We start from the raw sequence: 14922 nt of genomic DNA on the forward strand, positions 1-14922 counted from the left end.
CACCGGTCCCCGGACGTGGCGGCGCCCCCTCGCGCGGCAGGGGCGAGGGGGCGCCGCGGTCCGGTGCGGGAGTCCCGGGTGGGAGTCCCGGGCGGGACTACTTGGCCAGCGAGTCCACGATCTGCTGCATCACCGTCTGGTCCGCGAGCGTCGAGACGTCGCCGACCTCCCGGTCCTCGGCGACGTCCTTGAGCAGGCGGCGCATGATCTTCCCGGAGCGGGTCTTCGGGAGCTCGGGCACGATCAGGACCTTCTTCGGCTTGGCGATCGGGGAGATCTCCTTGCCCACGTGGGCGCGCATCTCCTCGGCGAGCTCCGCCTTGTCCCGGCCCTCGGCGTCGGCCTGGTCGGAGAGGATCACGAAGGCGATCACGGCCTGCCCGGTGGTCTCGTCCGTGGCGCCCACCACCGCGGCCTCCGCCACGGAGGGGTGGGAGACGAGCGCGGACTCGATCTCGGGGGTGGAGAGGCGGTGCCCGGAGACGTTCATCACGTCGTCCACCCGGCCCAGGATCCAGACGTCCCCGTCCTCGTCGCGCTTGGCGCCGTCACCGGCGAAGTACATGTCCCCGAACCGGGACCAGTAGGTGTCCACGTAGCGGTCGTCGTCGCCCCAGATGGTGCGCAGCATCGACGGCCACGGCTCGCGCAGCACCAGGAACCCGGAGGTCCCGTCGGGCACCGGCTGCCCGTTGTCGTCCACGACGTCCACCTTGATGCCGGGCATGGGCACCTGCGCCGAGCCCGGCTTGGCCACGGTCACGCCGGGCAGCTGGGAGATCATGATGGCGCCGGTCTCGGTCTGCCACCAGGTGTCCACGATCGGGCAGCGCCCGCCGCCGATGACCCGGTGGAACCAGGTCCACGCCTCCGGGTTGATGGCCTCGCCCACGGTGCCGAGCACGCGCAGCGAGGAGAGGTCGTACTCGCCCGGGATCTCCTCGCCCCACTTCATCATGGTGCGGATCGCGGTGGGGGAGGTGTACATGATGGTCACCCCGTACTTCTGCACGATCTCCCAGAACCTGCCGCGGTGCGGGGAGTCCGGGGTGCCCTCGTAGATGACCTGGGTGGAGCCGTTGACCAGGGGCGCGTAGGCCACGTAGGAGTGGCCGGTGACCCACCCGACGTCGGCGGTGCACCAGTAGACGTCGGTCTCCGGCTTGAGGTCGAAGACGTACTTGTGCGTGAACGCACCCTGGGTGAGGTAGCCGCCCGTGGTGTGCATGATGCCCTTGGGCTTGCCGGTGGTGCCCGAGGTGTAGAGCACGAACAGCGGGTCCTCGGCGCCCTGCTCGGCCGGGGTGTGCTCGGTCGAGGCCGAGCCGACGGCGTCGTGCCACCACACGTCCCGGCCCTCGGTCATCTCGACCTCGGCCTCGTTGCGGCGCACCACGAGGACGTGCTCCACGGAGGACGCGCCCTCGGAGAGGGCCTCGTCGACGGCGGGCTTGAGCATGGATGGCTTCCCGCGGCGGAAGGAACCGTCCGCGGTGACCACCAGCTTCGCCTGCCCGTCCTCGACGCGGGAGCGCAGCGCGTCCGCGGAGAAGCCGCCGAATACCACGGAGTGGATCGCGCCGATCCGCGCGCAGGCCAGCATCGAGATGACGGCCTCGGCGATCATCGGCAGGTACAGGGCCACGCGGTCGCCCTTGACCACGCCCAGACCCTCCATCGCGTTGGCGGCCTTCGACACCTCGTCCTTGAGCTGCGCGTAGGTGTAGCTGCGGCTGTCGCCCGGCTCGCCCTCGAAGTGGATGGCCACGCGGTCCCCGTTGCCGGCCTCCACGTGCCGGTCCACGGCGTTGTAGCAGGCGTTGAGGGTACCGTCCTGGAACCACTTGGCGAACGGGGGGTTGGACCAGTCGAGGACCTCGGTGAAGTCCTTGTTCCAGGTCAGCAGCTCGCGGGCCTGACGGGCCCAGAAATCGACGCCCTCGGCCTCCGCCTGGTCGTAGAGCTCGGCGCCGGCGTTGGCCTGGGCGGTGAACTCCGGGCTGGGGGCAAAGGTCTGGGTCTCGGCGGGCGTGGTGTCCGAAGCCATCTGGTCTTCCCTTCTCGTGGCGCACCCCGCACGGACCCCCGGTGCCCCCGGACGCCCGTGTCGCGGCTCACATGGTGTCAGAGTCACCCTAGACGATCACCCCACCCGGTTCCACAGACGCCCCGCCGTGAGGAGTCACGGAACCGGGCCCCCGGAGCGGCCTAGAATCGAGGGATGGTCCCACCCGCCGTGCCCCGCCCACCCGCCCACCTGCGCCTCGTGGACCCCGCGAAGGCGCGGGCCGGCGCGGCGCGCCGCCGCCGCACCGGGACGCCGGAGTCACCGCTGTCGCTCAAGCGCCGGGCCCGGCGGATCAACGCGGTCCTCGCCGAGGCCTACCCCTACGCGGTCGCCGAACTGGACTTCCGCTCGCCCTACGAGCTGCTCGTGGCCACGGTGCTCTCCGCGCAGACCACGGACGTGCGCGTGAACGCGACCACGCCCCGGCTGTTCGCCGCCTGTCCGACGCCGCGGGCGCTCGCCGAGGCGGACGAGGCCGAGGTCCAGGAGATCGTGCGGCCGCTGGGCTTCTACCGGGCCAAGACCCGGGCGATCCAGGCCCTGGCGCAGAAGATCGTGGACGACCACGACGGCGAGGTGCCCGGCCGACTGGAGGACCTGGTCACCCTGCCCGGCGTGGGCCGCAAGACCGCCAACGTGGTGCTGGGCAACGCCTTCGGGGTGCCCGGGATCACCGTGGACACCCACTTCGGCCGGCTGGCCCGCCGCTTCGGCTGGACGGCCGAGGAGGACCCGGTCAAGGTGGAGCGCGACGTCGCGGCGCTGTTCGAGCCGCGCGACTGGACGGACCTGTCCCAGCGCCTCGTCTACCACGGGCGCCGCATCTGCCACTCCCGCCGCCCGGCGTGCGGGGTGTGCCCCGTCGCGGACCTGTGCCCGTCCTACGGCGAGGGCCCCACGGACACCGCCGAGGCGGCGTCGCTGCTCAAGTACGAGTTCGCCCCCGGCCGGGAGGAGCTGCTGGGGCAGTTCCTCGCCGGCCGCACCCGGGCCGAGCTGCAGGCCGACGGCTGGCCGCTGAGCTCGTGACCGCCGCCGAGGACGCCGGGGGAGCACCGCGGGGCCACGCCTACCGGGACCTGCTGCGGGTGGCCCGCAACGGCCACAGCCTGCGGATGGAGGACCGCGAGCCGTGGCGGATCGGGCGCATCGACGAGAACTACCGGCGCTCCGCGGTGCTCATCCTCTTCGGGGCGCTCGACGACCTTCCCTCCCGCAGCCGCGCGCACGCGGAGGGGGTGGGACGCGACCTGGACGTCCTGCTCGTCCAGCGCGCCGCGACCCTGCGCTCCCACCCGGGGCAGGTCGCCTTCCCCGGCGGCCGCCTCGACCCCGAGGACGGGGACCCGCACGAGCTGGTCCCCGTGCCCGGCGGCCGGGTGAGCGGCGCCCACGTGCGCGCCGCCCTGCGCGAGGCCGAGGAGGAGACGGGGCTCGACCCGCGGGGCGTGGAGGTGCTCGGCGCCCTCGCCCCGGTGCCGCTGCCGGTCTCCAACCACCTCGTCACCCCGGTGCTCGGCTGGTGGCAGGACGTCTCGCCCGTGGACGTCGTCGACCACGCCGAGTCCTCCCTGGTCTTCCGCGTGCCGGTCCTGGACCTGATCGACCCGGCCAACCGGCACTACGCAGCCGTGACGCGCGGCCGGCAGACCTACCGCTCGCCGGCCTTCGCGGTGCCCGTGGCCGGCACCGACGCCCGGGTGACCGTCTGGGGGTTCACCGGCGTGCTCCTGGACCGGGTGCTCACCGCCCTCGGCTGGGCCGTGCCGTGGGACACCGACCGGGTCCTGCCGGCACCGCTCTAGCAGGTCCCGGGGACATCGCGCACCTCCGGGCGCAACATTGCCGGAGCGCAGGCAAGCCGACTTACGATGCCAGCGTCCCCCCTGCCCACGACCCCCGAGGAGGCTCCCGGTGGCCTCGCCCCGACCCGGCGCCGACCGGCCGCGGCTCGCCGAGCAGCTCAGCACCGCCCGCCGCCGCCGCGGCCTGTCGGTGCGCGCGCTCGCCGCGGCCTGCCGCCTGCCCGCCAGCACCATCCAGGGCTGGCTCAGCGGGGCGCACCTGCCCGGCCCGGCCCTGCGCGAGGAGTTCACGGCCCTCCTGGACGCCCTCGGCCTCACCGAGGAGCGCCCGGCGGAGCAGTGGTGGGAGGACGTCAACCGCTCCCGCACGCCCGTCCAGCCCGCGACCACCCCGTACGTGGGCCTGCGCTCCTACCGCGCCGAGGACGAGGCGCACTTCTTCGGGCGGACCGCGGAGGTCGCCGAGCTCGGGGAGCGGGTGACCCGGCTGGCCGGTGCCGACGGGCCCCGCATCCTCGCCGTCGTGGCCGCCTCGGGCGCGGGCAAGTCCTCCCTGCTGGGGGCCGGCCTGCTCGGCCGGCTGCGCGCCGAGGGCCAGCCGCTGCACGGGTGGAGCGCCCTGGCCACCACACCGGGCCTGGACCCCGGGCGCCGGCTCGACGACGCGGTGGAGGCCGACCCGGACCTGCTCGTCGTCGACCAGCTGGAGGAGCTGTGGACCGGCACCCGGGACGCCGAGCAGCCCGGGCGGTTCCTGGACCGGCTCGCCGCCGCGAGCCGGGACCGGGTGGTCGTGGTGGGCCTGCGCGCGGACTTCTTCGGCAAGGCCAGCAGCCACGCCGAGCTGCGCGCCGCCCTGGAGCGCCCCGTGCTGCTCGGCGCGCTGACCCGCGAGCAGCTGCAGCAGATCGTCGTCGGCCCCGCCGAGGCCGTCGGCGCCCGTGTCTCCCCGGACCTGGTCGAGGTGATCCTGCGCGACGTGGCCCCCCGCGGCGCGGAGATCGGGGTGGGGCTGCTGCCCCTGCTCTCCCAGGCCCTGCTCGGCACGTGGGAGCACGCCCGCACCCGCGAGCTCACCGTGGCCGACTACCACGCCGCGGGCGGCATCACGGAGGCCGTGGACCGCCGGGCCGAGGAGGTCTACGCCGCGCTGGAGCCCGGTGAGCGGGACCTCGCCCGGGCCATCTTCCTGCGCCTGGTGCGCGTTGTGGGCACCGGCTCCTCCGCCGCCGTGGTGCGCACCCCGGTCCCGCGCGAGGAGCTGCCCGAGGGCGGTCCCGCCGTGGTGGAGCACTTCGCCCGCGCCCGGCTGCTGACCGTGGACCGGGACGAGGTCCAGCTCAGCCACGAGTCCCTGCTCGACCACTGGTCCCGGCTCAGCCGCTGGATCGAGGACGGCCGGCGCGACCTCTACGTCCGGCAGCAGCTGCAACGGGCCACCCAGATGTGGCTGGCCAACGACCGCGATCCCCTCGCGCTGATCCCGTTGGGCCAGCTGGCCTCCTTCCGGGACTGGACCGGGGACCCGCATCAGCAGGTGCTGCTCAGCCCGGCCGAGCGCGAGTACCTGGCGGAGAGCGAACGGCACTACGACGACGCCCTCGAGCGGCAGAAGCGCACGGCCCGGGAGATCGAGCGGCGCGGCCACGTGGCGCTCGTCCTGCTGGCCCTGGCGGTCTGCGCGGCCGTGGTCGCGGGCGCCCTGGGCATCCGGGCGGAGCGCTTCCAGATCGACGCGGAGACGGCCCGTGACCAGGCCCTGTCCCGGCAGACGGCGCTGGAGGCCTCCCGCATCCGGGGGGAGTCGCCGAACCTGGCCGCCCAGCTCAGTCTCGCGGCGTACCGGATGTCGCCCACCCGGGAGGGCGTCTCCGCCCTCATCGACGCGACCGCGGTGAGCGCGCCGGAGCGCTGGCTGGGCCCGGACGGCGCGTCCCGGCTCGCGGCGCTGGACGACGGCTCGGTGGTGGCGCGCGCCGCCGGGGACGGCCGGCTGTCCGTGTGGTGGGACTTCGAGAGCCTGGTCGAGGACCGGGAGGACGTCGTGGTCCTCGACGACGCGGAGCGGGGCCTGGCCGACGTCGACCTCGTGGAGCGGGACGGGAGGGTGCTCGCGGCGGTCGCCGGGACCGGCCACGTCAGCCTGTGGGACGTCACCGAGCGGCCCGTGCGGCAGCTCGCCGGCCTGGAGGTGGACACCGGGACCCCGTTCAACGCGGTGGTGTTCTCGCCCGGCGGGCGGCAGCTGCTGGCCGGCGGCCGGGGCGAGGTGCTGCGCTGGTCGCTCGAGGACCCCGGGTCCCCGCAGGCGCTGCCGCGGCTGCCCCTGGGCGAGGACGCCGACGTCCTCGCCGTCGCCGCGGCCGCCGACGGCACCGTCTACGCCGGCGGGAGCTCCGCGGGCCTCGTCCGGTACGCCACCGACGGCCGGGACGCCGAGCGCCTCGACCCGGTGCCCACCGGCCGGACCGTCCGGTCCCTGGCCCTCGACGATGACGGCGCCCGCCTGGCCGTGGGGCTGAGCGCCCGCGAGCTGCGGCTCTACGACGTCGAGGGCGAGCGGCTGGCCGAGGCCGGGACCGTCCGCGACTTCGGCAGCTGGGTCAGCGACGTCAGCTTCTCCCCGGACGGGGAGCAGATCGTGGCCGCGAGCTTCGACCAGAACGCCTACGTGCACCGGCTGCCCGATCTCGCGCGCGTGGAGGTGTTCCCTACCGCGGCCCGGGTGACGGGGGCGCTGCAGGTGGGCGAGCGGTTGATCACCGCCTCCCAGGACGGCACCACCCGCTCGTGGGACCTGGAAGGCCCGGTGATTCACCGCCGCGGGGAGCCGGTGTACCAGCTCTCCACCGACCGCTCGGCCACGGTGCTCAGCGCCGTGGGCATCGGCGCGGGCGTCGTCTCCCTGTTCGACCTCACCGGGGAGGTGCCCGTGCCGCTGCCGTCCCCGGAGGCCCCGCCCGGGGAGACCCTCTGGTACGCGGGCGCCGTGGCCCCCGACGCCTCGTTCGTGGCCGGTGGCACCGAGGACGGGGACGTCCTGGCCTGGCCCCTCGAGGACGGGCGCCCGCAGGAGCCGGCGCGGGCGGCGGCCCTGGACGTGGGGGTCACGGGCGCCGACGTGACGGCGGACGGCTCCACGATCGCGGCGTGGTCCGAGGTCGGCACCGAGGTCGCCCTCCTGCGCCGTGACGCCGGCGGAGGGGTCCGGCGCGTGTCCACGATCCCGGTGGCCGGGACGGAGGCGGCGCGGTTCAACGCCTCGGGGACGGTGTTCGCGGCGGCGGACGACTCCAGGCACGTGCAGCTGTGGGACGTCTCCGACCCCGCCGCGCCCCGCCGGACCGCGGAGCTCACCCTGGACTCGGTCGTGACCTCGGCCGTGTTCTCCCCGGTGGCCGACGTCCTGGCCGTGGGGACCGAGGGCGGGCGGGTGCGTCTCTGGGACGTCGCGGACCCGTCCGAGCCCCACCCCTTGGGCGAGACCTCCGACGCCCTGTCCTCGGTCAAGGGACTGCAGTTCTCCCCGGACGGCACCCTGCTGGCGGGCGCCTCGGGGGACAAGTTCGTGTGGATCTGGGAGGTCGGCGCCGCGGACCTGAGCGTCTACGCGGCCCTGTCCGCCTCCGGGGACCGGATGAACGACGTGCGCTTCGTCGGCGACCAGCTGGTCGCCACCGGCGACGACGGCGTGGTGCGCAGCTGGCTGGTGCAGGCGGAGGACGCGGTCAGCGCGGTCTGCGCGGCCCGCGGGGACCGGATCACCGAGGACGAGTGGAGCCGGCACGTGACGGGAGCCCCGTACCGGGACCTGTGCTGAGCCCGGCGCCGGTGGCCGTTCCTGTCCGGGGCCCTGTGCTGGGGTCTGCGCCGAGCGCTGCGCCCAGGCCGGTGCCGGGCCCCGAGGCGGAACCGGGGCGGGGCCGGCGGACCGCCCCGGAGTCCCCGGCGCGGCCCGCCGCCGGGCCGCTCACTTGGCGTCCGCGTAGGACTCCACCACGGCCACGCTGACGGGGAACTCCACCGGGATCCGGCCGAACACCATCCGCCCCGCCTGCTCGGCGCATCCCCGGACCAGCTCGGCCGCGCGCTCGGCCTCCTCCCGGGCGCAGTGCAGCACGATCTCGTCGTGCAGGAAGAAGACGAGCTCGGCGTCGATCCCCTCCCGCACGAGGGCGGAACGGATGGCGCCCATCCAGCACATCGCCCACTCCGCCGCGGTGCCCTGCACCACGAAGTTGCGGGTGAACCGGCCCTGGCCGCGGGCCATCGACCCGGCGCGCCGCTCGGCCTCCGCGGTCGCGGTGTCGCGCTGGGCCGCGTCCCAGTCCGGCCCCGGCCGGGGCGACCAGCGGCCCAGGTGCGTGCACACCTGCCCGCCGGTCTCCCCGACGCGGGCCGCCCGCTCGACGTAGTCCACGGCCCGCGGGAACATCCGGGCCAGGTGCGGCATGAGCCGCCCGGACTGCCCGGTGGTGGCCCCGTACATGGCGCCCAGCATGGCCACCTTCGCCTGCGGGCGCTCGGTCAGCTCCGATCCGCGCTCCTCGCCCAGGTCCGCGATGGCCTGGTACAGGTCACGGCCGTGGGAGGCGGCGGCCAGGGCGTCGTCGTGGGCGAGGGCCGCGAGGACGCGCGGCTCCAGCTGGGCGGCGTCGGCGACGACGAGCACCCGTCCCGGGTCCGCCCGCACGGCGTCCCGCACCACGTGCGGGATCTGCAGGGCGCCGCCGCCGCGGGCCGACCACCGCCCGGTGACCACACCGCCCACCACGTACTCCGGCCGGAAGCGGCCCTCCCGCACCCAGCTGTCCAGCCAGTGCCACCCGTTGGCGCTGAGCAGCCGCGCCTGCTTCTTGTGCTCCAGGATCGGCTCGATCAGCGCCTGGCGCCGCGCGGCCAGGTCGGGCACGGCCCGGGCCCACTCGACGAGCTCCCACTGCCGGGTGCTGGTCACGTCGATGCCCGCCGCGCGCATGGCCTTGAGCAGCTCCTGCGGGGAGTCCGGGTTCAGCCCGGGGGCGTGCAGCACCTCCCGCAGCCGCCGGACGGTCCGCTCCATCCGCTCGGGCCGCTCCCCGGGGGCCGGTTCGGGCCCGAGCGCCTCCTCCAGCAGGGCGCGGTGGACGTCCTCGCGCCAGGGCACCCCGGCGTGCTGCATCTCCGCGGCGATCAGCGCCCCCTGGGACTCCGCGGCCAGCAGGAGGGTCAGCCGGCGGGGGTCCGCCGCGCCGGCCACGGCGGCGAGCTGGGCCAGCAGCTCGCCCACGAGCTCGTCCACCCCCGGCCCGGCGGCGCGCGGCAGCTCGAACAGGCTCGACTGGTCCTGCGCCGGCCGTGGGGGCGGGAGCAGGCCGGGCGCCTCGTCCTCCGGCAGCGCCGGCAGGACGGGGGCGTAGGGGAGGGGGCCCTGCGCCCCGGAGCCGTGCGCGGTCGCGGCCGTGGCGACGATCGCCTGGCACAGCCGCAGGTCGTGGCACCGTTCGACGCGCGCTCCCGCGGCCAGCAGCTCGGGATAGAGCGCTCCGGTGCGCTCCCACGCCCAGCGCGGGGCGGTGTCCCCGGCCCGGCGGGCGGCCTCCTCGCGCGCGGTGACGAACGCGGCCAGCTCCCCGGCGGGCACGTCCACGGCGGCGCCGGCCGCCCCGTCGGACACCACCACGGCACGGTGCCCGGCCCGTCCCTCCTCCGCTGCTCCCACCACGATGTGCATCAGGCCATTGTCCTGCACGGGTCCGTCACCGTAGGCCGGTGCCCGGACTGCACACGCGCCCGCGCCGCGCCGTGCCCGGCAGCCCGTCCACACGTCCCGCCCGGCCCGGTCCGGGTCCGGCCGCCCGGACCGAGAGTGGGGCCATGAGCACCGCCGCCCACCGCCCCGCCCCGGCCCGGACCCCGGGCGCCCTCACCGCCCGGGTCCGCACGGTCCGCCTCGTCAGCGACGACCCCGCCCTGCGCGCCACGGTCGGACGCGTCTGCGCCGCGGCCGGCGCCGAGCTGCTGGCCGAGCCCGCCGATCCGAGCTCTCCCGCGCGGGCGCCGCTCGCCGACACCGAGCTGGTGGACGTGCACCACGCGGTGCGGGGCCGGGTCCGGCCGGGCACCGTTCTGGTGGGCCGGCCCGAGGACACCGGGCTGTGGGACCGGGCCGCCGAGCTCGGCGGCTGCACCGTCGCGGTGCTGCCGGACGCCGCCGGCTGGCTCGCCGACCTGCTCTGCGCGAGGAGCACGGGCGGACCCGGCCCGGGCGGGACGGGGCACGTCGTGGGCGTCCTGGGTGCGGTGGGCGGGGCGGGCGCCTCCACGCTGGCGTGCTGGCTCGCGGACCGGGCCGCCCAGGAGGAGCGCACGGCCGTGCTGGTGGACGCGGACCGCGAGGGCTGCGGCATCGACGTCCTGCTGGGCCTCGAGGACCGGGACGGGCTGCGCTGGCCGGACCTGCAGCGGATCGCCGGGACCGTGCACGCGGAGCAGCTGTGGCCGGCCCTCGCCCGTGCCGGCCGGCTGCGGTGGCTCTCCTGGGACCGCTCCCGCCCGGACGGCGCGCCCGCGCCCTACGCGCCCGTGCTGGAAGCCCTGCGCCGGGCCGCGGAGCTTGTCGTCGTGGACCTGGGCCGGGCCGGCCCGGCGGCGGCGGACACGGCCGTCCTGTGCGACGAGGTCCTCGTGCCGGCGCCCCGCACGGTCCGGGGCATGCTGGCCGCCCGGTGGGCCGCGGACCTGCTGGCCGGCATCCCGGCCCGCCTGGTGCCTGCCGGGCTCAACGTGGCCGACGTGGACGACGCCCTCGCCGCCGCCGCGACCGGCCTGCCGGTCGCGGGATCCGTGCGCTTCTGCGGCGGGGTGCCCGAGGCCGCCGAGACGGGCCGCCTCCTCGAGGCCGGCCGCTCCCGCCGGCTCGGCCGGGACGTGGCCGGGCTGCTCGCGGCCGTGGGAGCGCTGCGGTGAGCGCCTCCCCGCCGGAGCTGCCGGACGCGCTGCTGGAGGACGTGCGGGACCGGCTGCTCTCCGCCCCGGGCCCCGTCACCGACGCCGACATCGCCGAGGCCGTGCGCGCCGGTGGCCGCGTGCTGGGCGCGGCCGGCACGCTGCACGCGGTCCAGGTGGTGCGGGCCGAGCTCACCGGGCTCGGTCCGCTGGAGCCCCTCCTGCCGCACCGGGGACTCACCGACGTCTACGTCAACGGGCCCGACCAGGTGTGGCTGGAGACCGGGGCCGGGGTGCGGCGGGTCGCGTCCCCGTTCCGCTCGGACGCCGAGGTGCGGGCCCTGGCGGTGCGGCTGGTGACCGCCGCCGGTCGCCGGCTCGACGCCGCCCACCCGTGCGCCGACGTCCAGACCGCCGGCGGGTACCGGGTGCACGCCGTCCTGCCGCCCGTCTCCACCGGAGGGACCCTGCTCTCCGTGCGCTTCCGGACCCACCGGACCCTGTCCCTGCAGGACCTCGTGGACGTGGGCACCCTCCACCCGGACACGGCCGAGCTGCTCGCCGGGGCGGTGCAGTCCGGGGCGAACTTCCTGGTCAGCGGGGCGACCGGAGCCGGGAAGACCACCGTGCTCAACGCCTTGCTGTCCCGGTCGCCGCAGCACGAGCGGATCGTGCTGATCGAGGACGCCGCCGAGCTGCGCCCCGAGCATCCCCACGTGGTCGGGCTCCAGGCCCGGCACGCCAACGCCGAGGGCGCCGGAGGCATCGACCTGGCCGAGCTCGTCCGCCAGGCGCTGCGGATGCGCCCGGACCGGCTCGTGGTGGGGGAGTGCCGCGGGGCCGAGGTGCGCGAGCTCCTCACCGCGCTCAACACCGGGCACACGGGAGCGGGCACGGTCCACGCGAACTCCGCCGAGGCGCTGCCCGCCCGGCTCGCGGCCCTGGGCGCGCTCGCCGGGATGAGCCGGGAGGCGGTCACGCTGCAGGCCGTGAGCGCCCTGGACCTGGTCGTCCACGTCGCCCGTGCGGGCGGGCGCCGCGAGGTCCGCGCGGTCTCCCTGCTCGAGGAGCGCGCCGGAGCCCTCGCCACGGTGCCCGCCGCCGTCCAGGCCGACGGGCGGCTGCGCCGCGGACCGGGCTGGGCGGGACTGTGCGCCCTGCTGGACCGGTCCCTCGCCGCGGCACCGGCCACCGCGCGGAGCACCCCGTGAGCGCGCTGCTGGTCCTCGCCCTGTGCCTGGCCGGCTGCTCCGCCGCCCTGCTGGGCGGACCGCTCCACCGGGTCCGGGCGGCCGCACGGCGGGACCCCGGCAGGAAGCGGATGACGGCGTGGCGGTCCCGTCTCTCCCGGGACGCCGCCGCGGAGGCGGCCGAGTGGGTCGCGCTGCTGCGCCGGCTGGCGGCGCTGCTGCAGGCGGGACGGTCGCCGGCGACGGCCTTCGAGGGCGCCGCCGGTGGAGCCGGCCACCGGTCCCGCACACCCACGGCCCGTCACCTGGAGCAGCTGTGCGCCGCCGTGGCGGCCGCCGCCCACCTGGGCCTGGGCACCGCGGACGCGCTCGCCGCCGTTCCCGCCCCGGCGCTCGGCCACCGGCCCCTGGAGCGGTGGGCGGCCTCGGCCACGGCCGAGCTGACGCTGTGCTGGGAGGTCTCCGAGCGCACCGGTGCACCGCTGGCCGAGCTGCTCGGCGGGCTCGCCGACGCCCTCGAGGCCGAGCTGGACGCCGAGGCGGCCCGGAGCACCGCACTGGCGGGCCCCCGGTCGACCGTCCGGATCCTGTCCTGGCTGCCGGTGCTCGGGATCGCCCTGGGCATGCTGATGGGCGTCGACCCGCTGCGCACCCTGTTCACCACGCCGTGGGGCGCGGCCGCGCTCGTCGCCGGCGCGGTCCTCACCGTCCTCGGCCGGGCGTGGACGCGAGCGCTGATCGGCCGGGCCGAGGCCGTGGGTGCGCGATGACGGCCCTGATCGCCGCCGCCGTGGGCCTGCTCCTGCTCGCGGCCGCGACCGTGGTGCTCCTGCCCCACCGGGCGCGCCTGACGGCGTGCTCGGGCCCGGCCACGGTGGGCCGCCGGGCTCCCGCGGCGCACGTCTCCGCCGGGGTCCTCGTGGAGCTGACCGCGGCCATGCTGGACGCCGGGCTGCCGCTCGGGGAGGCCGTGGCCGTGCTGGGCGGGAGCCGGGGGCACGCTCCCGGCAGTGCCCTGGCCGGGGTGGGCGCCGGGCTGCGGCTGGGGCTGCCGTGGGTCACCGCCTGGGCCGCGGCCGGCGAGCTGCCGGCGCACCTGGAGGACTACCGCGAGGCCCTCGCGTTCACGGCGACCTCGGGGGCACCCTCGGCGCGGAGCCTGCGGTCCCAGGCCTCCCAGGTGCGCCGGGCCGCCTACCGGCGGGCCGAGCGCGCCGCGGAGGTGCTGTCCGTGCAGCTCGTGCTGCCGCTGGGGCTGTGCTCCCTGCCGGCCTTCGTCTGCTGGGGCGTGCTGCCGGTCGTGATGGGCCTCGTCCCGGAGGTGTTCCGATGACCCGCCGCGCCCGGAGCCGCGCGCCCCCGTCCGCGGGAGCCGCCTCCGCCCGCTGCACCGTCCACCGATCGAGGCGGATCAGGCCGCCTCCCTCCATCTGCTCCACCCATCCCGAAAGGACCCGTCATGTCCCAGCAGCAGCTCTCCCGGCCCCGGTTCTCCTCCCGTGAGGCGTTCCGGCGCCGCAGGTCCGTGGCATCCGACCTCGCCCACGGCACCGGCCTCACCGCCACCGCCGCCCGAGCCGCCCGCCGCGGCGCCTCCGCTCCGCCCCGTCCGCTCCGGCGGGCGGAGGAGGCGGACCTCGGGGCGACCACGGTCGAGTACGCCATGGTGGTGCTCGCCGCCGCGGCCTTCGGCGGCGTCATGGCCGCGGTGCTCTCCTCCGGCCAGGTGCGCGAGCTCCTGACCGCGATCATCGAGAAGGCCCTCGGGGTCTGAGAACCGTGCCGCGTGGGGTCCGCGGCGCCGGTCCCGGCGCCGCGGACCCCGCGGTCCTCCCGTCCCGCGGTCCTCCCTTTGTCACGGCTCTTGGCTCCCTGTGATCCTCGGCGCCCCGCGGGGTGGGTGACCGTTCCCCGCGCCCGGAGCCGGCCGTCCTCGGCGCCCGGCCGTTCGCAGCCGTCCCGTCCGCTCACCCACCGGCTCACCGGCTCATCACCACTGCCCTCCGCCTGCCCACCGTTCGCTCACCGTCCCCGAGGAGACCGCCATGACCGCCGAACGCCCCCGTCCGTCGCCGCACACCGCGGGTCCCGACCGCGGGGCCGTCACCGCCGAGACGGCGGTCCTGCTGCCCGCGCTCGTGCTGCTCCTGGCCGTGCTGCTCGCCGCGGCCGCGGCCGGGATGACGCTGATCCGCTACGAGGAGGCCGCGCGGGCCTCGGCCCGGGCCGCAGCCCGCGGCGAGAGCTCCGCGACCGTCCGCTCGACCGCGCTGTCCGTGGCGGGCCGGGACGCCGCGGTGCACGTCGAGGCCGGCACCGGGACCTCCACGGTGGTCGTGGCCGGCCCCGCCCCCGGGATCCTGGGCACCTGGGGCGGCTGGGAGCTGCGCGCCGAGGCCTCCGCCGAGACCGAGGGCGCCCGCACGGCCGGGGACCACGGTGGCTGACCCGGCAGCCCGCCCGGCGGTCGGCCCGGTGCCGGCCGGCAGCACACCGGCCGCCGCCCGTGCCCGTGCCCGTGACCGTGACCGTGACCGTGACCGTGACCGTGCCCGTGACCGTGACCGTGACGATGACCGTGGCAGCGGCACCGTGCACGCCCTGACGTTTTCCCTCGTGCTCGGCGTGCTCCTGGTCACGGTGCTGCTGCTGGCGCAGGCGGGCATCGCGACCCATCGGGCGGGCAAGGCCGCGGACCTCGCCGCGCTCGCCGCCGCGGACGTCGCCCGCGGACTCGCGGCCGGTGAGCCGTGCGGCACCGCCGCCCGCGTCGCGCAGGCCAACGGCGCTCAGCTGGAGCTGTGCGAGCTGGTGGAGCCGGACCGGGTCGTCGTCGATGTGGGAACCGCGGTCGCGCTCGAGGGGCCGCTGGCCCGGTTCGGCGCGGCCCGCGGGGTCTCCCGGGCCGGTCCGCCCCGGGACCCGTGAGCGC

12 protein-coding genes are annotated in these 14922 nt (G+C 76.8%); 10 read left to right on the forward strand and 2 right to left on the reverse strand.

Annotated elements, in window-relative coordinates:
- Positions 1–97: 97 nt before the first annotated feature.
- Entirely contained in the window at positions 98–2047 is a 1950-nt protein-coding gene (gene acs / locus PU704_RS06280) for an acetate--CoA ligase (RefSeq protein ID WP_277550688.1), read from the reverse strand.
- Positions 2048–2221: 174 nt separating this feature from the next.
- Between acs and nth the strand changes: the two genes are divergently transcribed.
- The 3 genes from nth (at position 2222) to PU704_RS06295 (ending at position 7693) form a co-directional block, all read left to right on the forward strand.
- A complete protein-coding gene (gene nth, locus PU704_RS06285) occupies positions 2222–3097 on the forward strand; it encodes an endonuclease III (RefSeq protein WP_277550689.1) in 876 nt (291 codons plus the stop codon).
- 86 nt (positions 3098–3183) lie between these two features.
- Entirely contained in the window at positions 3184–3873 is a 690-nt protein-coding gene (locus tag PU704_RS06290) for an NUDIX hydrolase (RefSeq protein WP_082157331.1), read from the forward strand.
- 109 nt (positions 3874–3982) lie between these two features.
- Entirely contained in the window at positions 3983–7693 is a 3711-nt protein-coding gene (locus tag PU704_RS06295) for an nSTAND1 domain-containing NTPase (RefSeq protein WP_277550690.1), read from the forward strand.
- 150 nt (positions 7694–7843) lie between these two features.
- Here the strand turns inward: PU704_RS06295 and PU704_RS06300 are convergent, their stop codons facing one another.
- Positions 7844–9586 (reverse strand): bifunctional 3'-5' exonuclease/DNA polymerase, encoded by a 1743-nt coding sequence (locus PU704_RS06300; RefSeq protein ID WP_277550691.1) that lies wholly within the window; start codon positions 9584–9586, stop codon positions 7844–7846.
- Between the two features lie 143 nt (positions 9587–9729).
- On the opposite strand from PU704_RS06300, the gene ssd reads away from it, so the two are divergent.
- From ssd to PU704_RS06335, 7 genes are all read left to right on the forward strand, one after another.
- The gene (gene ssd, locus PU704_RS06305) at positions 9730–10821 is read left to right on the forward strand and encodes a septum site-determining protein Ssd (protein ID WP_277550692.1); all 1092 of its coding nucleotides are present in this window, start codon (positions 9730–9732) and stop codon (positions 10819–10821) included.
- Positions 10818–12011, forward strand: coding sequence for a TadA family conjugal transfer-associated ATPase (locus PU704_RS06310; protein ID WP_277550693.1), 1194 nt, complete (start codon positions 10818–10820; stop codon positions 12009–12011). The genes ssd and PU704_RS06310 overlap by 4 nt, the downstream gene beginning before the upstream one ends.
- Positions 12008–12760 (forward strand): type II secretion system F family protein, encoded by a 753-nt coding sequence (locus PU704_RS06315; protein WP_277550694.1) that lies wholly within the window; start codon positions 12008–12010, stop codon positions 12758–12760. The genes PU704_RS06310 and PU704_RS06315 overlap by 4 nt, the downstream gene beginning before the upstream one ends.
- Positions 12757–13323, forward strand: coding sequence for a type II secretion system F family protein (locus tag PU704_RS06320; protein WP_277550695.1), 567 nt, complete (start codon positions 12757–12759; stop codon positions 13321–13323). Before PU704_RS06315 ends, PU704_RS06320 begins: the two co-directional genes overlap by 4 nt.
- 126 nt (positions 13324–13449) lie before the next feature.
- Positions 13450–13764, forward strand: coding sequence for a DUF4244 domain-containing protein (locus PU704_RS06325; protein WP_277550696.1), 315 nt, complete (start codon positions 13450–13452; stop codon positions 13762–13764).
- Between the two features lie 271 nt (positions 13765–14035).
- Complete coding sequence (locus PU704_RS06330; protein ID WP_047803079.1) at positions 14036–14437, forward strand: TadE family type IV pilus minor pilin; 402 nt, start codon at positions 14036–14038, stop codon at positions 14435–14437.
- 145 nt (positions 14438–14582) lie between these two features.
- A complete protein-coding gene (locus tag PU704_RS06335) occupies positions 14583–14918 on the forward strand; it encodes an Rv3654c family TadE-like protein (RefSeq protein ID WP_380112960.1) in 336 nt (111 codons plus the stop codon).
- Positions 14919–14922: the final 4 nt, after the last annotated feature.

This window comes from Kocuria oceani (genome assembly GCF_029524215.1).
Classification (GTDB): Bacteria; Actinomycetota; Actinomycetes; order Actinomycetales; family Micrococcaceae; genus Kocuria; species Kocuria oceani.